General features: G+C 63.2%; 20 protein-coding genes. 11 read left to right on the top strand and 9 right to left on the bottom strand.

Translation table 11 applies throughout. From position 1 onward, the window contains the following. Window positions 1-24 precede the first annotated feature (24 nt). Both EGJ68_RS00100 and EGJ68_RS00095 read left to right on the top strand, forming a co-directional pair. Entirely contained in the window at window positions 25-492 is a 468-nt protein-coding gene (locus EGJ68_RS00100) for a copper chaperone PCu(A)C (RefSeq protein ID WP_123032557.1), read from the top strand. 27 nt (window positions 493-519) lie between these two features. Continuing rightward, entirely contained in the window at window positions 520-1557 is a 1038-nt protein-coding gene (locus tag EGJ68_RS00095) for a DUF2333 family protein (protein WP_123032556.1), read from the top strand. 9 nt (window positions 1558-1566) lie between these two features. Here EGJ68_RS00095 and EGJ68_RS00090 read toward each other — a convergent pair whose 3' ends face one another. Further along, window positions 1567-1911 carry a pentapeptide repeat-containing protein gene (locus EGJ68_RS00090; RefSeq protein ID WP_123032555.1) on the bottom strand — a complete coding sequence of 115 codons (345 nt, stop codon included), beginning with the start codon at window positions 1909-1911 and terminating at the stop codon, window positions 1567-1569. A gap of 70 nt (window positions 1912-1981) precedes the next feature. On the opposite strand from EGJ68_RS00090, the gene EGJ68_RS00085 reads away from it, so the two are divergent. Continuing rightward, on the top strand, window positions 1982-4372 hold the full coding sequence (locus EGJ68_RS00085) for a DNA polymerase II (RefSeq protein WP_123032554.1): 2391 nt from the start codon (window positions 1982-1984) through the stop codon (window positions 4370-4372). A gap of 32 nt (window positions 4373-4404) precedes the next feature. On the opposite strand, the gene EGJ68_RS00080 is transcribed toward EGJ68_RS00085, so the two are convergent. Then, the gene (locus EGJ68_RS00080; protein WP_123032553.1) at window positions 4405-5403 is read right to left on the bottom strand and encodes an adenosine kinase; all 999 of its coding nucleotides are present in this window, start codon (window positions 5401-5403) and stop codon (window positions 4405-4407) included. Between the two features lie 65 nt (window positions 5404-5468). Between EGJ68_RS00080 and mrcB the strand changes: the two genes are divergently transcribed. Both mrcB and EGJ68_RS00070 read left to right on the top strand, forming a co-directional pair. Beyond that, complete coding sequence (gene mrcB, locus EGJ68_RS00075; RefSeq protein ID WP_233248618.1) at window positions 5469-7748, top strand: penicillin-binding protein 1B; 2280 nt, start codon at window positions 5469-5471, stop codon at window positions 7746-7748. Next, a complete protein-coding gene (locus EGJ68_RS00070) occupies window positions 7748-8185 on the top strand; it encodes a tetratricopeptide repeat protein (RefSeq protein WP_123032551.1) in 438 nt (145 codons plus the stop codon). Before mrcB ends, EGJ68_RS00070 begins: the two co-directional genes overlap by 1 nt. Here the strand turns inward: EGJ68_RS00070 and EGJ68_RS00065 are convergent. Further along, a complete protein-coding gene (locus EGJ68_RS00065) occupies window positions 8182-9660 on the bottom strand; it encodes an ATP-binding cassette domain-containing protein (protein ID WP_123032550.1) in 1479 nt (492 codons plus the stop codon). The genes EGJ68_RS00070 and EGJ68_RS00065 overlap by 4 nt on opposite strands. A gap of 80 nt (window positions 9661-9740) precedes the next feature. Here EGJ68_RS00065 and EGJ68_RS00060 point away from each other — a divergent pair, with 80 nt between their 5' ends. Then, on the top strand, window positions 9741-10361 hold the full coding sequence (locus EGJ68_RS00060; RefSeq protein WP_233248617.1) for an NUDIX hydrolase: 621 nt from the start codon (window positions 9741-9743) through the stop codon (window positions 10359-10361). A gap of 6 nt (window positions 10362-10367) precedes the next feature. Here the strand turns inward: EGJ68_RS00060 and EGJ68_RS00055 are convergent, their stop codons facing one another. The 4 genes from EGJ68_RS00055 to EGJ68_RS00040 all read right to left on the bottom strand — a co-directional run bounded on the left by EGJ68_RS00055 (window position 10368) and on the right by EGJ68_RS00040 (window position 13865). After that, window positions 10368-11042, bottom strand: a complete 675-nt coding sequence (locus EGJ68_RS00055) for a delta-aminolevulinic acid dehydratase (RefSeq protein ID WP_233248616.1) — start codon at window positions 11040-11042, stop codon at window positions 10368-10370. A gap of 8 nt (window positions 11043-11050) precedes the next feature. Next, on the bottom strand, window positions 11051-12058 hold the full coding sequence (hemB, locus tag EGJ68_RS00050) for a porphobilinogen synthase (protein ID WP_123032548.1): 1008 nt from the start codon (window positions 12056-12058) through the stop codon (window positions 11051-11053). A gap of 15 nt (window positions 12059-12073) precedes the next feature. Then, window positions 12074-13354, bottom strand: a complete 1281-nt coding sequence (gene hemL / locus EGJ68_RS00045) for a glutamate-1-semialdehyde 2,1-aminomutase (RefSeq protein WP_123032547.1) — start codon at window positions 13352-13354, stop codon at window positions 12074-12076. Window positions 13355-13445: 91 nt separating this feature from the next. Continuing rightward, window positions 13446-13865 (bottom strand): CopD family protein, encoded by a 420-nt coding sequence (locus EGJ68_RS00040; RefSeq protein WP_123032546.1) that lies wholly within the window; start codon window positions 13863-13865, stop codon window positions 13446-13448. A 141-nt stretch (window positions 13866-14006) separates the two neighbouring features. Here EGJ68_RS00040 and argC point away from each other — a divergent pair, with 141 nt between their 5' ends. The 4 genes from argC (at window position 14007) to erpA (ending at window position 16641) form a co-directional block, all read left to right on the top strand. Then, a complete protein-coding gene (gene argC, locus EGJ68_RS00035) occupies window positions 14007-15038 on the top strand; it encodes an N-acetyl-gamma-glutamyl-phosphate reductase (protein WP_123032545.1) in 1032 nt (343 codons plus the stop codon). Window positions 15039-15045: 7 nt separating this feature from the next. Continuing rightward, complete coding sequence (locus EGJ68_RS00030; RefSeq protein WP_158283432.1) at window positions 15046-15798, top strand: DUF6776 family protein; 753 nt, start codon at window positions 15046-15048, stop codon at window positions 15796-15798. Then, window positions 15785-16219 (top strand): bactofilin family protein, encoded by a 435-nt coding sequence (locus tag EGJ68_RS00025; protein ID WP_123032543.1) that lies wholly within the window; start codon window positions 15785-15787, stop codon window positions 16217-16219. The genes EGJ68_RS00030 and EGJ68_RS00025 overlap by 14 nt, the downstream gene beginning before the upstream one ends. 68 nt (window positions 16220-16287) lie before the next feature. After that, window positions 16288-16641 carry an iron-sulfur cluster insertion protein ErpA gene (erpA, locus tag EGJ68_RS00020; RefSeq protein ID WP_027950439.1) on the top strand — a complete coding sequence of 118 codons (354 nt, stop codon included), beginning with the start codon at window positions 16288-16290 and terminating at the stop codon, window positions 16639-16641. Window positions 16642-16658: 17 nt separating this feature from the next. On the opposite strand, the gene EGJ68_RS00015 is transcribed toward erpA, so the two are convergent. Both EGJ68_RS00015 and EGJ68_RS00010 read right to left on the bottom strand, forming a co-directional pair. After that, a complete protein-coding gene (locus EGJ68_RS00015) occupies window positions 16659-17795 on the bottom strand; it encodes an anhydro-N-acetylmuramic acid kinase (protein ID WP_269845654.1) in 1137 nt (378 codons plus the stop codon). A 1-nt stretch (window position 17796) separates the two neighbouring features. Further along, on the bottom strand, window positions 17797-19221 hold the full coding sequence (locus tag EGJ68_RS00010) for a peptidoglycan DD-metalloendopeptidase family protein (protein ID WP_123033948.1): 1425 nt from the start codon (window positions 19219-19221) through the stop codon (window positions 17797-17799). Window positions 19222-19379: 158 nt separating this feature from the next. On the opposite strand from EGJ68_RS00010, the gene tyrS reads away from it, so the two are divergent. Next, a complete protein-coding gene (gene tyrS, locus EGJ68_RS00005) occupies window positions 19380-20675 on the top strand; it encodes a tyrosine--tRNA ligase (RefSeq protein ID WP_123032542.1) in 1296 nt (431 codons plus the stop codon). Window positions 20676-21024 lie beyond the last annotated feature (349 nt).

Here is a 21024-nt window from a genome sequence, read left to right as displayed (position 1 = left end):
TAGTTTCATTGCAGGAGTAAAAAAGTGAGTCAGAAGGGTATCCGTGCCGCATTGTTGCTGGCGGTATTTGCACTGCCGGTCGCTCCCGGGGCACTCGCCCAAGCGCTGCTTGAGGACGCTTGGGTGCGAGCACTGCCGCCGACGCAGACGCGCACAGCCGCGTATCTGGTGGTGCGCAATACCGGCGCTGAGGTCATTGAAGTGACCGCTGCCAGTGCCGCCATCGCCGGGCGCGTGGAGCTGCACGAAACCCTGGAAGTCGACGGCATGATGCGCATGCAGCAGCAGTCGGTGGTGCGGATTCCGGCAGGGGCGTCGCGGGCGTTCGCCCCCGGTGGCCTGCACCTCATGTTGCTCGACCTGACCGCCATGCCGGCGGTTGGCGACGCGGTGGAGCTGTGCCTGACCATCGACGGTGTGCCAATCTGCACGTCCGCCGAGACGCGGCGCGATGCGGCCCCTCAGGGGCACGACTCACACCGGCATCACTGACGGCCCGCGGGCCAGGGAGAAACGACCATGACAGGATTGCGGGATCGCGTTGCCAACTGGCGTGACGGAGCGGCGCCGGGTGGTGTCTGGTTGCGGCGCCTGGGTGCTGCGGTACTGGTTTACCTGGTGCTGGCGGTGCTGGTGGGGGCCTACTGGAGCCTGACCCCGACCCCCTTTGATGTGACCGAGCGAGCCAATGCCTATTCAACCCGTTCGGCGGGTGATGTGGCCGTGGGCTCCACCACTACCGCGGCGCTGATTGGCGCCATGGAAACACTGCTGGAAAAGCGCGGTGGCTACCTGAGTAACGATGTCGCTCCGCCCGGTGTGTGGCTGGACAATATCCCCAATTGGGAATTCGGTGTGCTGATTCAATCGCGGGATCTGGCGCGCGCAATGCGCGAAGTATTCAGCCGCTCGCAGTCCCAGTCGCGCGAAGACCCTGATCTGTCCCTCGCCGAGCCCCAGCTCAACTTCAATTCCGACAGCTGGATTCTGCCCGCGACTGAAGCCCAGTACCGCGACGGGGTGAAGTATTTGCACAGCTATCTGGTGCGCCTTGAGGATGACGACGACAGCGACGCACAGTTTTATGCGCGCGCCGATAACCTGCGCTACTGGCTTGCCAGCGTGAGCTCCCGCCTCGGCAGCCTGTCCCAGCGGCTCAGCGCCAGCGTTGGGCAGCGGCGTTTGAACACTGATCTGGCCGGGGATGACAACGCTCGCCAGTCAACACCCGCGCCCGCGGAGATGCTGGTCAGCACCCCCTGGCTGGAAATAGACGATGTATTCTACGAGGCGCGGGGTACGGCCTGGGCCTTGATTCACTTCCTCAAGGCGGTGGAGGTGGACTTCGCGGATGTGCTGGCCAACAAAAACGCGCAGGTCAGCGTGCAGCAGATCATCCGTGAGCTTGAGGCTACCCAGGACATGGTGTGGAGCCCGATGATTCTCAATGGCAGCGGTTTTGGCCTGCTGGCCAATCACTCACTGGTGATGGCGTCTTATATCAGCCGGGCCAACACCGCCATGATTGACCTGCGCGACCTGCTGGCACAGGGCTAGCGGGGGCGCTTAGCGGCGGTCGTAGCGCAGCCGGGTGCCAGTATCCAGGGAAAGCCGGATCTCGTCTGCGCTGATCGTCTCGGGGAAATAGGTTCCCGAGAGCTTGGCGTCGAGCAAGCTGGCGCCCTCGAGGTTGGTTTCCCGGAAGTCGATACCGCTGAGGTCCGCGTTGCGGAAATAGGAGTTGCTGAAATCCAGCCCGCGCGCGTTCATGTTACGCAGATCCCGTCCGCGGTAGTCGCCACTGCGCAGCTCGCGCGTGTCCAGTGCGTCTCGCTGCTCGTTGAAGCCCTTGATGTCTTCATTGCGCAACAGCCGGTAGAGCGGGTCTTGTTTGATTTCAGGTTTACTCATTGTGATCTTCCAGAGGGCGGGCATGTGCCAGTTGATGTGATGCTCGGTAGCTTAAGCTACCGGCTGCGTTATGCCTAGCGCGCCGGGTCAACAGCCCGTGGAATTGGGCGGTTTTTTGCTCACCCGGCAGTGGCGCGACAGCCCCGCAGGCCTGATAGTCGAACTGTGGCTGGCGACCCCACAGGGCCCGGTACAGGTGGAAATTCGCGGCGAACGCGCCGTATTTTTCCTCGCCGAGGACGAGGCGGACCAGCACCGGGCGCTGCTTTTACTGCAGCCGGGCGTGGAACTGAAGCCCCTGCGTCTGCGCAATTTCGCGCTACAGCCTGTGGTCGGCGTGTACAGCCCCACGTACCGCCAGTCACGCACGCTCGCCGATCGGTTGCAGGAGCGCGGCGCGCAACCGCTGGAAGCGGACATCAACCCCGCTGATCGGTACCTGATGGAGCGTTTTATTGCCGGTGGCGTGCAGTTGCACGGGCCACTTGAGCGGCGCAACGGCTACAGTTACATGCGCGACCCCTTGCTGCGCTCCGCCGCCGTGCGTCCGCAGTTGTCCATGGCCTCCTTTGATATTGAAACCGCCATGCAGGGGCTCCAGCTGTATTCCATCGCCGTACATGTCACCTCTGCGGCGGACGCCGCTTCAGGGCCGGCGGCGGCCTTGCGCCGGGTGTTCATGGTGGGCACGGGCAACGTCGGCGAGCATGTCGAAACCCTGCCCACACAGCGCGCGGTGCTGGAACGTTTTCTTGCCTTCATCGAGGAGGTGGACCCAGACGTGTTGATCGGCTGGAACGTGGTCAACTTTGATGCCTGGTACTTGCAACGCCTTGCCGATTCACTGGATATGCCTCTGCGCCTGGGGCGCGCGGGTACGGCTATTCATTGGCGTACGCTGGATGAAGACGGCGAGCGGCGTGCAGCCCGCCTGTCGGGACGGCTGTTGCTCGACGGCATTGAGCTGCTACGCGCGGCTTTCTACCGTTTCGAGAGTTTCGCCCTGGATGCGGTGGCCCGCGAACTGCTCGGTGCCGGCAAGCTGCTGCACGGCGCGGGGCGCGGCGAGGAAATCGGGCGGCTGTTCCGGGAGGACAAGGCACAGCTTGCGGCCTATAACCTGCGCGACTGTGAGCTGGTGTCGGAGATATTTGCTCACACGCGCCTGCTGGACTTTGTCGTTGCGCGCAGTGCGATGACGGGTCTGAACCCGGATCGTCTCGGCGGCTCTGTGGCCTCTTTCGACAACTTGTACCTGCCGCGTTTGCACCGGGCCGGTTATGTCGCCCCCAATGCCCAGCGCGAGCAGGATCCGAGCCCGGGAGGCTTTGTTCTGGAGTCGCAGCCCGGTCTCTACCGGCATGTGCTGGTGCTGGACTTCAAGAGCCTGTACCCCAGTATTATCCGCACTTTTTGTATCGACCCGCTGGGTCTCGCGCTCGGACTGGCCGAGGAAGAGGGCGAGGCGACGGTGCCGGGCTTCGCTGGCGCACGTTTTTCCCGCGAGGGCCATATCCTGCCGGCGCTCATCGAAACGCTCTGGCAGCAGCGGGACGCCGCCAAGCTGGCCCGGGACGTGCCGCTGGCGCAGGCGATCAAGATCATCATGAACTCGTTCTACGGCGTGCTGGGTAGCCCGGGCTGTCGCTTTTTCGATACCCGCCTCGCCAGCAGTATCACGCGGCGCGGCCACGAGATATTGTTGCAGACCCGGGAGCGCATCGAAGCTTTTGGGCATCAGGTGATTTACGGTGACACGGATTCTGTGTTCGTGTGGATCGCCGATGCTGGCTGCGACGAAGATGCCGAGGCCGCCGGCCGCAACCTGCAGCGCGACCTCAACCAGTGGTGGCAACGCCGATTGCACAGCGAGTTCGCGCTCAATTGCGCGTTGGAGCTGGAGTTTGAAACGCTCTATCGGCGGTTTCTCATGCCGACCATTCGCGGTTCGGAGAAAGGTTCGAAGAAGCGCTACGCGGGGCTGGTGGGTACCGGGAGTGATGAGCGTGTTGTCTTCAAGGGGCTGGAAAACGTCCGCACCGACTGGACCCGGCTCGCCCGCGACTGCCAGCAGGCGTTGTATCGACGTGTGTTCCTCGACCAGCCCTGGGAGGACTATCTGAAGCAATTGGTCGCGTCTGTATTGGCGGGAGAGCACGATGCAGATCTTGTCTATCGTAAACGTCTGCGCCGTCGCCTGGTGGACTACGAGCGCAACGTACCGCCGCATGTGCAGGCGGCACGTCGCTACGCGGACCACGGCCTGCCGCCACCGGCGCGCGGTGACTGGGTGGAGTACGTGATCACCGCGGCCGGGCCCGAACCCGCGGCGGCGCACTCGGCGCCGCTGGACTACGGGCATTATCTGGAGCGGCAGCTGGCGCCGGTCGTGGACGGTATCCTTGGCTTTCTCGATACCTCCTTCGCCACCGTTACCGGACGCCAGATGGATCTGTTCTGAGCCTGTCTCGTCACCGCGCCCGAGGACGCCGTTCAGTCGCCGAAGAATTCGGCACGCAGGGCCGGGTAGTCAGCCGCCGGCAGCCGCGGGCCGTAGCGGGCGACCACCGAGCCAGCGGCGAGGCTGGCAAAGCGGCCCGCCGTGGCATAGTCCTCGCCCCGGCCAATGGCGTAGAGAAAGGCACCGGCAAACATGTCACCCGCGCCGTTGCTGTCCACCGCTTGCACCCGGTGGGGTGGGATTTCGTGCAGCGTGTCGCCGTCCCAGGCCAGGGCACCGTCGGCCCCGCAGGTGACGACAAAGTGACGCGCCACCGGCTTCAGACGCTCCATCGCCGTAATCAGGTCGTCGGTGTCGCCCCAGCACAGGGCCTCGTCCCGGTTGCAGAATACCAGGTCGAGCTGCGTGCCGATCATTGCCTGCAGGCCCTCGCGGAAGAACTCCACCATGCCCGGATCGGAAAAGCTCAGCACCGTCTTCACGCCCGCTGCCTCGGCCAACTCCCGGGCACGGATGGCGGCGGCGCGCCCGGTGTCTGAGGTGACCAGGTAGCCTTCAATATACAGGTACTCGGAGTCAGCCAGTGCCCCGGAGTCCAGCTGCTCAACCGACAGGGTTTCGCTGATACCGAGGAAGGTGTTCATGCTGCGCTCGGCATCCGGGGAAATCAGTACCAGGCATTTGCCGGTGGTGCCGGCTGGCCGCTGGGCCATGCTGTGAGCCACGCCGGCCTGTTCGAGGTCTTGCACGTAGATGGCGCCATCGGCGTCGTCGGCGACTTTGCAGCTCATGAAAGTGGGAGCACCGAACTGGGCGGCCGCGATCATGGAATTGCCCGCACTGCCGCCGCTGGCGTGGCTCGCTTTCACCAGGTGGCCCTCCAGCTGCGCCAGCAGTTCGGCCTGGCGGGACTCGTCGACCAGTGTCATCAGGCCCTTGTCGACCCCCATGGCATCAAGTTCGGTGTCCTGCACCTGGATTTCGGTGTCGACCAGGGCTGCACCCATGCCGTAGATCGTGTATTTCTTCATGTGCCTGTGGCTCCCTCCGGTTCAGGCCGCTATTATCCCGATCCCCCAGTCAAATGAAAGCGGGCGTGCGTTACACTCCTCCCATGGCCAGAACCCGTCGTCCATTCCTCAAGCTGTTTTTTGCTGCCTGCGCCCTCGGCCTGCTGGTGGTGATTTATCTTGATGTGCGTATCACCTCCACGTTTACCGACAAGATGTGGGAGCTCCCCGCCAAGGTGTATGCCCGCCCGCTGGAGCTGTTCGCGGGGGCTGCCCTGTCTGCTGACGACCTCGCCTGGGAGCTGCAGGTATTGGGCTATCGCAAGCAGGGCACAGCGCGGCGCCCCGGGGATGTGTCGCGAGCGGGCAATCGCTTCGACCTGTATACCCGGGGGTTCAGTTTTCCCGGGGAGCGCGAGCCTTCGCGGCTGGTGCGCCTGGAAGTGCAGGGCAACCGTATTGCGGTGCTGCGTGACGCCAACGGCACTGTGGACCTGATGCGTTTGGACCCGGTGCAGATCGGCGGCATTTATCCGCACCACGGCGAGGACCGCATATTGGTGCGTCTGGACGACGTGCCCGAGAGCCTGCGCGCCACCCTGCTGGCGGTGGAAGATCAGCGTTTCTACCAACACTGGGGCTTTTCCCTGACCGGTATTGCCCGCGCCGCGCTGAGCAACCTGCGCTCCGGGCAGGTGGTGGCCGGTGGCAGCACGATCACCCAACAGCTGGTCAAGAACTACTACCTCACCCCGGAGCGCACGATTGTGCGCAAGCTGACCGAAGTGGTGATGGCGGTGCTGCTCGAGCTGCATTTCAGCAAGGAGCAGATTCTTGAGAGCTACCTGAACGAAGTGTACCTGGGGCAGGAGGGGCCGCGCGCCATCCACGGCTTCGCCCTGGCCGCCCGGCATTACTTCGACCGGCCGCTGCAGCAGTTGGGACTGCACCAGCAGGCGCTGCTGGTGGGCATGATCAAGGGACCGTCACTCTATAACCCCCTGCGCAACCCGGAGCGCGCCAAGGCGCGCCGCAACGTGGTGCTCGAGGTGATGGTGGAGCAGGGTCTGGTGTCTCGCGAGCAGGCGACTGTGGCCCAGGGCATGCCTCTGGACCTCAACAACCGCAGTGGTGTGCGCGACAGCTTTCCGGCCTTTCTCGACCTGGTGCGCCGGCAGTTGCGTCTGGAATACCGGGAGGAGGATCTCACTACCCTGGGCCTGAGCATCTTCACCAGCTTCGACCCGCTGCTGCAGCGCCAGATGGAACGCAGCAGCACCGCGATCCTGCAGCAGGTCGACGGTGCCGGGAAGCTGGAAACCGCCTCGGTGGTCACCCGCTTCGACAGCGGAGAGGTGGCTGCCCTGGTGGGAGGGCGACAAGTGCGCTATGCCGGCTTCAATCGCGCCCTGGACGCGCGCAGGCCTGCCGGCTCCCTGCTCAAACCGGCGGTCTACCTGGCGGCGCTGGAGCAACCGCGCCGCTACACGCTGGCTACGCCCCTGGCAGATACCCCCCTGCGTGTCCCCGTGCCCAATGGTGACGTCTGGGAGCCGCGCAACTTTGACCGCCAGGCCCACGGGCAGGTTTTACTCCATCGCGCCCTGGCCAATTCCTACAACCTGGCGACGGCGCGCCTGGGCCTGGATATCGGCATAGACCGGGTCGCCGACATGATGCGGCGGCTTGGCCTGGAGGGCGATATTCCGGAAGTGCCGGCGCTCACTCTCGGCGCCGGCGAATATTCGCCGATGGACATGGCCGCCATGTACCAGACCATCGCCGCCGGCGGATTCCGCATGCCGCTGCGCAGTATCCGTGAAATTGTCGATGCCGACGGTGAGCCCCTGCGTCGCTATCCGCTTGAGTATGACCGCACAGTCAGCCTGCAGGCGGTGCACCTATTGCACTATGCGCTGCGCGAGGTGCTGCGTGAGGGCACCGGCCGCGGTGCCTACGCCTACCTCGACAACAGCTTCCAGGCGGCTGGCAAAACCGGCACCACCAACGAGGGTCGTGACTCCTGGTTTGCCGGATTTTCCGGCGATCTGCTGGCGGTGACCTGGGTGGGGCGCGACGACAACAGCGCGACCGGCCTTACGGGCAGCACGGGTGCACTGAAAGTCTGGTCGCACTTCATGGCCAATGCCAGCCAGCGTTCCCTCGGTTATCGCATGCCGGAGGATATGCAGCCGCAATGGATAGACAGCACAACCGGCTACCTGACGGGGGAGGGTTGTCCCGGTGCGCGTCTCATGCCTTTCGTGGTGGGTTCTGAACCCCGCGAGCGCACGCAGTGCAGCGCCGGGAGCAAAAGCAACACGATTCGCGACTGGTTTCAGTCGCTCTTTGGGGGTAATTCCTGATGTCTTGCGTGATATGGCTGCGCCGAAGCACCTTGCTGGCGGGGTTACTGGTACTGTCCGGTTGTAGCATCTACTCCACGCCGCAGGGCCCGGCACCGATAGAGACGCGTCCCGAACCGGGTGTGGTGCAAGAGGACAAGCGACCCCCGGTTGCGCCACAACCGCCACCGGCGGCTGAGCCCAACGCTGTCGCGGCCTACGGCGGGCTGCTTGGCAAGGCACGCGCCGCGAGCGCCGGGGGCGACTACAATGGCGCACTGTCCCTGCTCGAACGCGCCCAACGTATCGACCCCCACAGCGCAGAGCTCTACCTGGAGCTGGCCCGCACCTACGCCGCACAGGGCCAGACAGAGCAGGCCCGCGCAACAGCCGCCCGCGGCACCCTGTACTGCCGCAGCGAGAGTGAGTGCGCGGCGTTGCGGGCCTTGTCGCGCTAGCGGTTTTCGCAGATCACCTGAAAGCCCTCGGTGGAGGGCTCAAAGCGCAGGTGCTGATTGATGCAGGCGGGAATATCGCCGGCAGAGTGGCTGACAAAAATGATCTGGGTGTCGCTGTGCGCCGCGATGTGGTCTATTGCCTGCAGCAGCCGCCTGCGGTGGCTGCCATCCAGTCCCAGGGTAGGCTCGTCCAGCAGTAATATCAGGGGCGACTTCACCATGGCCCGGGCCAGCAAAACCATGCGTTGCAGGCCGAAGGACAGGGTGTCGTAGCTGTGACCCGCGAGGTCACCGATACCCAATGCAGTGAGCCATGCCTCAGCGCCGCGCCGTTGCAGATCGCCCCAGTCATCAAACAGCCCCACACTGTCGAAGAACCCGGATACCACGACCTCTACCACCTTCATGGAGCGGGCGAAATTGAGTTGTAACTGTGTGTCGAGCTGACCGTACTTCTGCTTGATCTCCCAGATGCTTTCGCCGCTGCCGCGCTTGCGGCCAAAGAGCGTGATGTCCTGCCCGTAGGCCTTGTGGTTGTCGCCGGTAATGAGGCTGAGAAGGGTGGTTTTGCCGCAGCCGTTGGGCCCGGAAACGCAGCAATGCTGGTGGCGGTCGAAGCGCCAGTTGAGCTGTTGCAGCACGGTCAGCTCACCGTAGCGCACGCCCACATTGCGCAGCTCCAGTAACGGGCCTTCAGGCAGCTGGTAGGGGCGTGGTGCCGGTGCCGGCAAGGCGGTGAACGGCGGCAGAGGCGGGGCCAGCAGCTGCTGTACTTCCGCGCGTTCCATTACCTCATCCGGTGCGCCCTGACACAACACCTGGCCGTCATCCAGAACCAATACCTGATCTACGGCGCGGGGAATATCCTCCAGTTGCCGGCACAGGATAAGCAGGCTTTGCTGCCCCTCTAGCAGGGCTTCGATGGCTGTGTGCATGGCCTGCTGGCTGGCGTGATCCAGGCCATCCAGCGGGCTGTCGAGTATCAGCAGTGCCGGATTGCTGAGCAGGGCGCGCACCAGCAGCGTTTTACGCATCTCGCCCGTGGAAATAAAGCGCAGGCCGCGGTCCAGAATGTGCTCGATGCGCAGCCGGGTTATCCAGGCCTGAAACTGTTCATCGGCAGGTTTGCCGTCCAGAATGATATCCCGCACACGTGTGCCGGGATCGGCGGCGTCCGCGCGGTACTCAGAGTCATCCAGCTTGCGGTCCCGGGCGCACAGCGCCTGGGCCTGCTCGAAACACACGTAGGCAACCCCGTTGGCGAGCAGCTGCTCCGAGCTGTGGTAGCTGCCCGAGAAGTGCGTGGCCTGGTGGCTGAGTATGCGGGCCAGGCTGGTTTTACCGCTGCCATTTGGCCCCACACAGGCCCAGTGCTGGCCGCTCTGCAATGTCCAGTTGAGTTGCCTGAGGGCCGGCTGTGCGCGGTAGACGAGGTTGATATCGCGCAATTCAAGCAGTGTCTGTTGATCGGTCATGCGGGTTTCCCGGTTGTCGGCGGCTTGTCATGGCGTGCCTCGGCTGGCTTAATCACGGGCCAGTCTGCAGGATTCCGCCGGTGTCTGTCTCTCTGCTGCACATGATCGAAAACCGCCTGGCCGCACACCGGCCGGGCCGGCCGTGGTTGCGGCCTTTGATGAAGCGCTCGGCAGTGGCGCTCGTTCTGCAGGTGCGAGAGGGTGAGCTGCACATTCTAATGATCAAGCGCGCGGAAAGGGAGGGGGACCCCTGGTCCGGGCACATGGCGTTCCCCGGTGGACGTATGGATCCGGGTGACGCTCACGGCTACGCGGTGGCGCTGCGTGAGACGCAGGAAGAGGTGGGGCTGGACCTGGCCCGGCAGGCGCGCTGTATCGGGCGGCTGTCCGACCTCAATGCGCGGCCCCGCCGGAGCGCGCTGGGCATGGCGGTGAGTCCTTTTGTGTTCCGCATGGATCGCAACGCACACTTCCAGCTGAATTACGAGGTGGCCGAAGTGGTCTGGGTGCCGCTGGAGTTTCTTCTCGACAACGCCAACCGCGACACCATGCGTTGGCAACGTAACCGCATTACCCTGAACATGCCCTGCTACCTCTACGGCAAATACCGTATATGGGGCCTGTCGCTGGCGATGCTGGATGAGCTGATGGACCTCGTCGAAGGCAGCCGCGAGCGGCGCCGCAGCTGGCGCAGGCGCTAGTCGCGCTCAGCGCACGTCGCGCAGGAATTCGCTGGTGTCGAGCATCAACTCCCGCAGGGCGGGGTCCTCGCGGCTCGCTTCCTGCAAGGCTTCACGGCTCACCTCGCCGCGGATATAGGCGCTCAACAGCTCCAGCAAAACGGGTGTCATTTTCGGCTCGTGTTCCCAGCGCGGCGCATCCACCAGGTTCCCGGTCACCCGCCCGTCATGCAGCTGCAGCCAGTAACCGCCGCAGCTGGACAGGGTGTAGTCGCCAATCCGGCCGTAGCTGATATTCGGGGTCAGCGGGTCAAAGCCGCCGGGAACGGTGTCTGTGATGCGCTGCAGCGCCATGACCCAGCGACTGCCGGCGGGGAACAGTTCGGCTTCGGGGCGGCAGTAATCACGCGCCTGCAGCCACAGCCGAATCGTCTCATTGTATTCGCGCCCGCGCAGGATGGTGTCCACGGTCAGGTCGAGTGAATTGCCCTTGCCCTGGACCACGGTCACCGTCGCCACCAGGTCGGTGGTCGCCTGTACATCCGCGAAACCGCCCTGCCACAGGCACAGGCAGGATGCCTCTGGCGCCATGGGGGCGCTGTCGTTGGTGTCTTTAGCCGCGCCGCCCGCGAGTGCAGCGCTGGCTGCGAGGGCGATGGCCAGAGCCGTCAGCCTGCTGGTGTGCCACCACCGCTTTTTCATGCCGGTGGCTAGGCCTGTAGCGCGCGTGCCGCCTGCAGCGCGAAGTAGGTGAGTATGCCGTCACAGCCCGCGCGCTTGAAGGCCAGCAGTGACTCCAGCATAACCGGCTCCTGTGCCAGCCACCCCTGCTGGAAGGCCGCCATATGCATGGCGTATTCACCACTCACCTGATAGGCAAAGGTCGGCGCCTGCAGGGTATCCTTGACCCGGCGCACGATATCCAAATAGGGCATGCCGGGCTTGATCATGATCATGTCGGCACCTTCGGCGAGGTCGAGGGCACATTCGTGCAGCGCCTCATCGCTGTTGCCAGGATCCATCTGGTAGCTGAATTTGTTGCCCCCCTTGATGTTGCCGGCGGACCCGACTGCATCGCGGAATGGCCCGTAGTAAGCCGAGGCATATTTTGCCGCATAGGCCATGATCAGTGTGTTGGGGTGATTGTGCTGCTCAAGCACACGGCGTATCGCGCCCACGCGACCGTCCATCATGTCCGACGGGGCCACGATATCGGCGCCGGCTTCGGCATGGGAGAGGGCCTGTTGCACCAGCGCTTCACTGGTGACGTCGTTGAGCACGTAGCCTTGCGCATCGATGATGCCGTCCTGGCCATGCGTGGTGTAAGGGTCCAGCGCAACATCGGTGATTACGCCGAGGTCTGGCACGGCATCTTTCAACGCTTTGACTGTGCGCTGCACGAGACCGTCGGGGTTCCAGGCTTCCTCGGCCTGCAGGCTCTTGTGCTCGCCAGGGACGACCGGGAAAAGCGCCAGTGCGGGAATGCCGAGGCCATGTGCTTCGCGCGCGAGGTCGGTGAGCAGATCAATGCTCAGGCGTTCGATGCCTGGCATCGAGGCAACGGTTTGCCGCTGCTGGCGCCCCTCCAGCACGAACACGGGGAAGATCAGGTCCGCGGGGCTGAGTGCGTGCTCCTGCACCATACGACGGGAGAACGCGTGCGCACGCAGCCGCCGCATGCGGGTGTCGGGGAATGGGCCCCTGGGGCTCTGGAACATGGCAGGAATCTCCGGTCAGAGGCCGGCGAACGCGCTGCGCGCCGCGGTGAGGGTCTGTTCGATATCGTCGTCGCTGTGGGCCGCGGAGGTAAAGCCGGCCTCGTAGGACGCCGGCGCGAGGTACACCCCGGCCTCCAGCATCAGGTGGAAGAAGCGGTTGAAAGCGGCACCATCGCAGGCCATCACCTGCTGATAGTTGCTGACATTGGCGGCATTGGTGAAGAAGCCGCCAAACATGGTGCCTGCGTGATTCGTGGTGAAGGGCACCCCGGCCTCCGCTGCGGCCTGCTCCATGCCACGACAGAGTTGCGTCGTGCGCTCGAAAATGGGCTCGTAGAAACCGGGAGCTGAGATAACCTCCATGGTCGCCAGGCCCGCCGCCATGGCGATGGGGTTGCCCGAAAGCGTGCCGGCCTGGTAAACCGGCCCCAGCGGTGCAATCTGTTCCATGATGTGGCGCTTGCCGCCGAACGCACCCACTGGCATACCGCCACCGATCACCTTGCCCAGGCACGTGAGGTCCGCGTCAATACCATAGAAGCCCTGAGCGCCCTGCAGGCCGAAACGGAACCCGGTCATGACCTCGTCCAGAATCAGCACGCTGCCGTGCGCATCACACACCTCGCGCAGTGCCTCCAGAAAGCCCGGCTGCGGGGGAATACAGTTCATGTTGCCGGCAACCGGCTCCACAATAATGCAGGCGACGCTGTCGCCGTGCTCGGCGAAGGCGCGGCGCAGGCCATCAATGTCGTTGTAGGTCAGGGTCATGGTGTGGTCGGCCAGTGCGGCGGGCACACCGGGTGAGCTGGGTACGCCCAGGGTGAGTGCCCCGGAGCCCGCCTTCACCAGCAGTGAATCCGAGTGCCCGTGATAGCAACCCTCAAATTTCACGATGGTGTCGCGCCCGGTGAAGCCCCGCGCCAGGCGTATGGCGCTCATGGTGGCTTCCGTGCCCGAGTTGACCATGCGCACCAGGTCCATGCCGGGCATGATGTCGCAGATGCGGTCAGCGAGCTCTATTTCCAGCTCGGTGGGTGTGCCGAAGCTGAGCCCTTTGGCCGCCTGGCGGATAACCGCTTCACGCACGTGTGGGTGATTGTGGCCCATGAGCATCGGCCCCCAGGACAGCACGTAGTCGATGTAGCGTTTCCCTTCGCAGTCGTACAGGTAAGCGCCGTCTGCACTGTCGACGAACACGGGGGTGCCGCCCACCGCCTTGAAGGCGCGTACCGGGGAGTTCACACCCCCCGGGATGTGCTGCAGGGCGCGCTCGAAAAGTTGCTGTGATGTGGTCATGCAGTCGGTTCCTGGTTCCTGTGATTGCGGGTGGTATGCGCGCGGATTATTGCGGTTCGCTGGCAGTATAGACAACCTTGCCCGGCTTCCGTCAAAGCGGCCTCACAACCGCCAGAATGATGATGGCGAAGAGAAACAGCACTGGAATCTCATTGAAGAAGCGGTAGAACACATGGCCGTGCCGGTTGCTGTCGGCATTTGCCTCACGCACATAGCGACCGCACTGCAGATGGTACAGTATCAGGCACACCACGCCGGCCAGTTTCAGCCACAGCCACGCGCTCGCCAGATAGTAGCCCGGGTTGGTGCCGATCAGCGCCAGGCCAAAGGCGACTGTGAGCACCATGAACGGGGTGACGAAGCGGTAGAGCTTGCGTGCCATGACCGCCAACTGGGCGCGGGTGGCCGCATCCGGGCTGGCAGCGAAGTACACCAGTATGCGCGGCAGGTAGAACAGGCCGGCGAACCAGCAGACCATGAAAATCAGATGAAATGCCTTGAGCCATAGCATGCAGGGCGAGTCCGTGAGCCAGGGTTGCGGTGGAAAACCAATATTAACAGTTATCTGCGGTGAATTTGCTCTTATACTAAGCTGTTTGCTGGCAGGCCGCCTGCGCGGGTCTGTTGAATGTGTTGTATTTCAGGAGGGCGAATGATCAGGGCAGGTATTGTGGGCGGCACCGGGTACACCGGTGTTGAGTTGTTACGCTTGCTGGCGTCTCACGCTGATGTGGAGGTGGTCGCGATTACCTCGCGCGCCGAGGCGGGTCGCCGGGTGGACGATCTGTATCCGAACCTCCGTGGCATCTACGACCTGATCTTCGCAGAGCCCGATGCGGCGCTGTTGGCGGGGTGCGATGTGGTGTTCTTTGCCACACCGCACAATGTGGCCATGCATACGGTGCCCGAGCTGCTGGCGGCGGGTACGCGCGTTATCGATTTGTCCGCAGATTACCGTATTCGCGATGCCGCGCTGTGGTCGCGCTGGTACGGTGAACCCCATGCCAGCCCCGAGTTGCTGGAGCGCGCCGTGTACGGGCTGCCCGAAGTCCACCGCGAGAAAATTCGCGACGCGCAACTGCTTTCCTGCCCCGGCTGCTACCCTACCGCCATTCAGCTTGGATGGTTGCCGCTGCTGGCGGCGGGCAAGGTTGACCCCGGTAGTCTCATAGCCAGTGCCGCCTCCGGCGCCAGCGGCGCAGGGCGTCAGGCCAAAATCGATAACCTGCTGACCGAGATCTCGGGCAGTTTCAAGGCCTACGGGGTGGGTGGTCACCGCCACCTGCCAGAGATTGAACAGGGGCTGGCGGAGGCCACGACGGAGTCGGTCGCGGTCACCTTCGTACCGCACCTGCTGCCAATGGTGCGGGGTATTCATGCGACGTTGTTTGCGCGCCTGCGCGAGCCCGCCGAGGGTTTGCAGGCTCTCTTTGAGGAGTACTATGCCGGGGAGCCTTTCGTCGATGTCCTGCCGGCTGGCGTGTTCCCGCAAACGCGTACAGTCAAGGGCGCCAACCGCTGCCAGCTTTCCATCAATGTGCCGCAGGGCCGCGATACCGTGGTGGTGCTGTCCACGATCGACAACCTGGTGAAAGGCGCTTCCGGACAGGCGGTGCAGTGCCTGAATATCATGTTCGGCCTGCCGGAAACCCGCGGTCTGCAGCAGGTGGGTTTGTTGCCTTGAGGTGTCTGTGAGCAGTGGCGCGGAGCGCTACCGCACGGTGGTGCGGCGCTACCATGTCCGGCATCATCAATTCGTGGTTCTGGGGCTGGCCCTTGCCGCATCAATCGTGTTGCTGGCGGGGTTTCTACTCGGTCGTCAGGCCGCATTCAGTGGCTCTGGCATTGATCCGGTGAAATACCGTGAGCAGGGCAAGGCACTGCGCGCCGCCCTGGCGGACAGCGCGGAGCTGAATCGGCAGGTGGGTGTGATGGCCGCGCGGCATGACGTGGACCGCGCCGCACTGGAGCTTGTGCGCCAAGAACTGGCCGAGCAGAAGGAGTTGATCGCCGGCTTGGAGGAGGGGGTGCGCTTTTATCGCAGCCTGATGACCCCCGGTGAAATTGCCCAGGGTTTCAGCTTGCGTTCGATTGAGCTGGTGCTGCGGGATGAGCCCGGTCGTTACGGCTTCCGCATTGTGGCGCAGCAGGAGGCGCGCAAACACAGTACCCTGCAAGGGGACCTTTATGCTGAGATTACCGGTCAGCAGGCGGGTCAGGCGCGCAGTTATCCGCTGTTTGAGTTGAGCCCCGATATCGAGCATAGCGTGCTGCCCCTGCGTTTTCGCTATTTCCAGTCGATAGAGGGCGACCTTGTGTTGCCTGAAGGCTTTGAACCGCAGGCCGTCAGCGTTGTGGCGACCGTGACCGCACCGCGCAAGGCGGAAGTGCGCGAGCAATATCCGTGGCAGGTACAGGAGAGGTTTACACATGTGGGGAAATAAACGCGGGACGTCCGCAGTCGCCGGAGGCACGACGCTGATATCTCGCGATACACGGTTTATTGGCACCATTCACTTCAGTGGCAATCTGGAAATCGAGGGCGAAGTGGTGGGCGATGTGCTCGCTGCGCCGGGTGCCGATGCGGTGGTCCGCCTGGTGGAGGCCGGCCGCATCCAGGGTGAAATCCGCGCCCCCCGGGTGATGATTAACGGCGCCGTTGAAGGGGCCGTGCATGCGACCAGCCATCTGGAGCTGGCGCCGCGCGCGCGCGTCTCCGGGGATGTGCACTACCACATTATCGAGATGGCGGCGGGCGCGGAAGTCAATGGGCGCCTCTTGCACTGTATGGAGCCGGAAGAGGCCTCCGCGGCACCCGCGGCAGTGTTTCTTGGGCAGCAGGACGCCGCTGCTAAAGTTGACTAAAATAGTCGGACTTACCATAATAGTGTCATTATGGTCATTGCGGGGGAACGTGTGCCCCGGAGAAAGGTATGTCGGTAGCTGAAGCATTCAATCCCGCCGGGATCAATCTGACCGCCCGTGCCGTGAACAAGGTGCGCGAGTTGGTGGAGGAGGAGGAAAACCCTTCGCTGAAGCTGCGTGTCTACATTACCGGCGGCGGCTGCTCGGGTTTCCAGTACGGCTTTACATTCGAGGACAGCGGCGCGGAAGACGATACCGTGATCGAACGGGAAGGTGTTTCTGTGTTGGTCGACCCGATGAGCTTTCAGTATCTCGTCGGCTCGGAGGTTGACTACACCGAGGGGTTGGAAGGTGCGCGCTTCGTCATAAACAACCCCAATGCCACGACCACCTGCGGTTGCGGCGCATCATTTTCTATCTGACTCCTGCTGGCCGCTCTTCAGCGGCGTAGACGTTCCGCGCCAGGATAGATGCCACCGAGGACGCGCGCGCCCTCGGCACCGGTCACGGCGGCGGCGTTGCCGCTGGCTCCATGCAGCGTTCTCCACGCCAGCCAGGCAAACGCGGCACCCTCCACCCACTCCGGTGCCAGCCCCAGTTCCGCCGTTGAATAGAGCTGCGCGGGCTGCAGACGCCGATAGAGTCGGCGCATAAGGTCGGTGTTGTAGGCGCCGCCGCCGCACACGTAAGCCTCCTGCACAGGCAGTCCGCTGTCGAGAATGCTGTCAGCTATGCATTGCGCGGTAAATTCCGCGAGGGTCGCCTGCACATCCTGGGGGCTGGCCTCGGGTGCCGCGCCGAGGCAGTCAGTCAGCCACGCCATGTTGAACGCTTCCTTGCCGGTGCTGCGCGGGCCTCGACAAGCGAGATAGGGGTGTGTGCCCAGTTGCTCCAGGAGTGGCTTGTGTGCCGTGCCTTCTGCAGACCAGGCGCCGTCGCGGTCGTAGCGCTCGCCGCGGTGCTGGTGCACCCAGTGGTCCAGCAGCGTGTTTCCCGGCCCCGTGTCATAACCCGTGAGTAGTGCGTCGCCCGCGAGCAGGCTGATATTGGCGATACCGCCAATATTGATGATTGCCCGGTTCACGTTCGTTTTGGCGAACACGGCCGCGTGAAAAGCGGGCGCAAGGGGAGCGCCTTCGCCGCCTGCGGCGACATCGCGGCGTCGGAAGTCCGCGACTGTGGTGATGCCGGTGCGCTCGGCAATGGTGTTCGGGTCGCCGATCTGGAGGGTAAACGCCGTGTCGTTGCCTGCTGAGGGCGGCCGGTGCCGAATGGTCTGGCCGTGGCTGCCGATCGCCATGATGTCGGCGGCCTGCACCCTGGCGCGCTGCAGCAGGGCATCGCAGGCCTCTGCAAAGGCAGCGCCCAGCTGGCGGTCCAGCACACCCATGCGTTCAATTTCGTTGTCGCCCGGCTGGCTGATGTCGGCGATTGCCTGGCGCAGTACGGGCGTAATGGGGTGCTCCAGCGTCGCCTGTATTTCAAGCCCGTGATCAGAAATGCGGGCAAGGACAGCATCAATGCTATCGATGCTGGTCCCGGACATGAGCCCTATGCACAGGTCGCCGCCGGACACCTCAGCGCGCGGCGGCGGTGCTGCTGTCGTTACTGCGCATGGCGAGTCGACGATCCTCCTGCAGCCCGGCAAGCTGCTGCGAGGCATCGGCAATGGCGCTGCGGTAAGCCGGTAACTCGGCCGCTGCCAGGGTTTTTGCCTTGGGCAGTTCCCGGTGCACTTTCCGCGGGTCGCGATGTTGACCGTCAATCAGGAATTCATAGTGCAGGTGAGGCCCGGTGGCGGCCCCGGTCGAGCCAACCGACCCGATAACCTGGCCCTGCATCACGCGCTGCCCCTGCTTCACCTTGCGCTGGTGCAGGTGCAGGTAGCGTGTGACATAGCGGTCACCGTGTTGCACGAAGAGGTAGTTGCCGTTGGCCCGGGTGAAGCCGGACTTGATAACTCGTCCGTCACCGGCTGCGTACACGGGTGTACCCGTGGGCGCTGCGTAATCCGTGCCGCGATGAGGTCGCGTGGTCTTGTAGATGGGGTGCAGTCGGCGCGGGTTGTAATTGGAGCTGATGCGGGTGAAGTCTACCGGGGCCAGCAGGAACGCTTTGCGCATGCTGATGCCTTCCTCGTTGTAGTAGGCAACGTGGCCGTCCTGGTCTTCAAAGCGGAACGCGTTGAAGGTCTTTCCCTTGTTGGTGAACGAAGCGGCGAGGATGGTGCCGTCCTGGTATTTTTCGCCGTCGAGGAGCACTTCTTCGTAAATGACGTGGAAGGTGTCGCCCTTGCGTGGATCCTGTACAAAGTCGATGACGCCACCGAAGATATTGGCGAGCTCAATGATCAGTCCGCTGGACAGTCCGGCGTCCTGGCCGGCCATGAACAGGGACGAGGTGATCTCGGCGCTGACCCAGGTTTCCTGGATATCGGTCTGGCGGATCTCACGTTCCGTATCAAAACCTGCCTCACGGCGCTGGTAGGTAACGGACTCGAGAGGGGAAATCACGTGCTTCACCGCCTTGAGGCTGCCGTCTTCGGCTGCCAGGAAAGCGATGGTCTGGCCAGGGTATATCCGCGACAGCGCCTTGCCCTCGGGGGCCTCGTTGACGACCCGGTATACATCCGACGAATTAAAACCGGCGCGTTTGAAAATCAGCGACAGATTGTCGCCTCGGCGGACGGTCTCTTCGCGCCAGTCAGGCTGTGTGTCCACTGCAGCGATGACGGGCTCGGCGGGGATAGCCGAGGCGGAGGGTACTGGCGACGTCTCCGTCGCCTCACCGACCACGATGGGCGCCAGCACATCGGCTTCCAGCGCCATGCCGAGGTCATCCCGGTCCTCGCGGTTGGCGGCGACGTCACCTGATGGGGTGAGGATGGTGGTTGCGGCCACCAGGACCGATAACACCCCGACGGCAATCAGGTGCTTGCGGTGTGGTGCCTGCTTTGCTGGCGGGTTGACCGTGGCCCCGCGAAAGTTTCCCGATTTCTGCATAAACGTTATGAGCTGTGCTTTGTAGGCCTTTGAGTATATAAAAGATTTTTGGCGGCTGACAGGGGGTGGGCGCACTTAACGTCTTGCTTTTTGAGAACCTTATTGTATGGTTTGCGCCCCCATTCATACCTTCCTCTACTATATCCAGGAGTTGCCTGATGAGCAGTGCCCTGTTGACCGACCTGCGAGCCCGCGGCCTCATATTCCAGGCAGCCGGTGAAGACCAGCTGCCCGGCTGGCTTGATGGCGGCGTGCGTACGCTCTACTGTGGTTTTGATCCCACTGCGGACAGCCTGCATATCGGCTCGCTGGTGCCTCTTTTAATGCTGCGCCGCTTTCAGTTGGCGGGCCACCGCCCGCTGGCGTTGGTCGGTGGCGCCACAGGGTTGATAGGGGACCCCTCGTTCAAGGCGGTTGAGCGGCAACTCAATACGCCCGACGTTATTGCCGGCTGGGTCGACAAGATTCGCCAGCAGGTGTCCCGTTTCGTCGATTTCGATGCCGGTGAGGCGTCGGCCGTTGTGGTCAATAATCTGGACTGGACCCGGGACATGGATGTGCTCACGTTCCTGCGGGATGTCGGCAAGCACTTCTCGGTCAATGCCATGATCCAGAAAGAGTCAGTCAAGCAGCGCATCGAGCGTGAAGGCAGTGGCATCAGTTTCACCGAGTTCACCTACATGATTCTGCAGTCATTCGACTTCGCGGAACTCAGTCAGCGCTATGGTTGTGGGCTGCAAATTGGCGGGTCTGACCAGTGGGGCAACATTACCGGCGGCATTGATCTCGCCCGGCGTATGTACGGCAACGCGGTATACGGCCTCACCATGCCGTTGATTACCAAAGCTGACGGCACCAAGTTTGGCAAAACGGAGTCCGGGACGGTGTGGCTGGATCCGGCTCGAACCTCGCCCTACGCCTTCTACCAGTTCTGGTTGGGCACGGCGGATGTGGACGTTTACCGGTTCCTGAAGTACTTCACCTTCCTGCCTGTGGCGGAAATCGATGCGTTGCAGCAGGCCGATGAGCAGCGCCAGGGGCGCCCTGAAGCGCAGGCCGTTTTGGCGCGCGAAGTGACCGCGCTGGTCCACGGAGATGAGGGTCTGGCCGCGGCGCAACGCATTACCGAGGCATTGTTCAATGACGACCTGGCGAGCCTGTCAGCGACGGACCTGGAGCAGCTGCGCCTTGATGGCCTGCCTGCATCCGAGTTGCCGGCCGCGGATGCGCTGCCGGCCACGCTGACCCAGCTGCTGACTGAGGCAGGCATGGCGGCCTCCGGCAAGCAGGTCAAGGATGCACTCATACGCAACGCCGTGCTCTGCAATGGCAGCCCGGTCGGTTGGGCTGAAAATGAGAGCCCTGCGGCGGTGTTCGAGCCGACTCATGCACTCCATGGCCGCTATTTCGTGGTGCGTCTGGGCAAAAAGAAATATCACCTGTTCTACCGCTGAAGCCGCTGGCTGTGCGGGTTGAGCAATTAGTGGCCAAGGTGCAGGTGAGTTTTTCAACTTATTTTTCGTCTTGGGTATTGCGCGTTACCGGGGGGCTGCGTATAGTTCGCCTCCCTTCGCAGTGACCCTGACGCGGCACGGCGGAGAGGAGCTTAGATCTTCAAGCCTTTCAATTGGTTAGAAGGTATAAGTAAGATGAAGTCTCGGCATTGGCTCTGCGCAAAAATTTGCAAAAAGCTGTTGCCAACAAGCGGCTCATCGGTATAATACGCGTCCCCGCTGAAGAGAGTATCTTGGCGGACACCACGGCCCCGGCGGCCCTGGGCTATTTAACAAAGAAACGAAGACA

It is taken from the genome of Haliea alexandrii, from assembly GCF_003719295.1.
GTDB classification, from domain to species: Bacteria; Pseudomonadota; Gammaproteobacteria; order Pseudomonadales; family Halieaceae; genus Haliea; species Haliea alexandrii.
The sequence above is the reverse complement of the archived record's forward strand: the minus strand, read 5'-3'. Positions and strand labels throughout refer to the sequence as shown.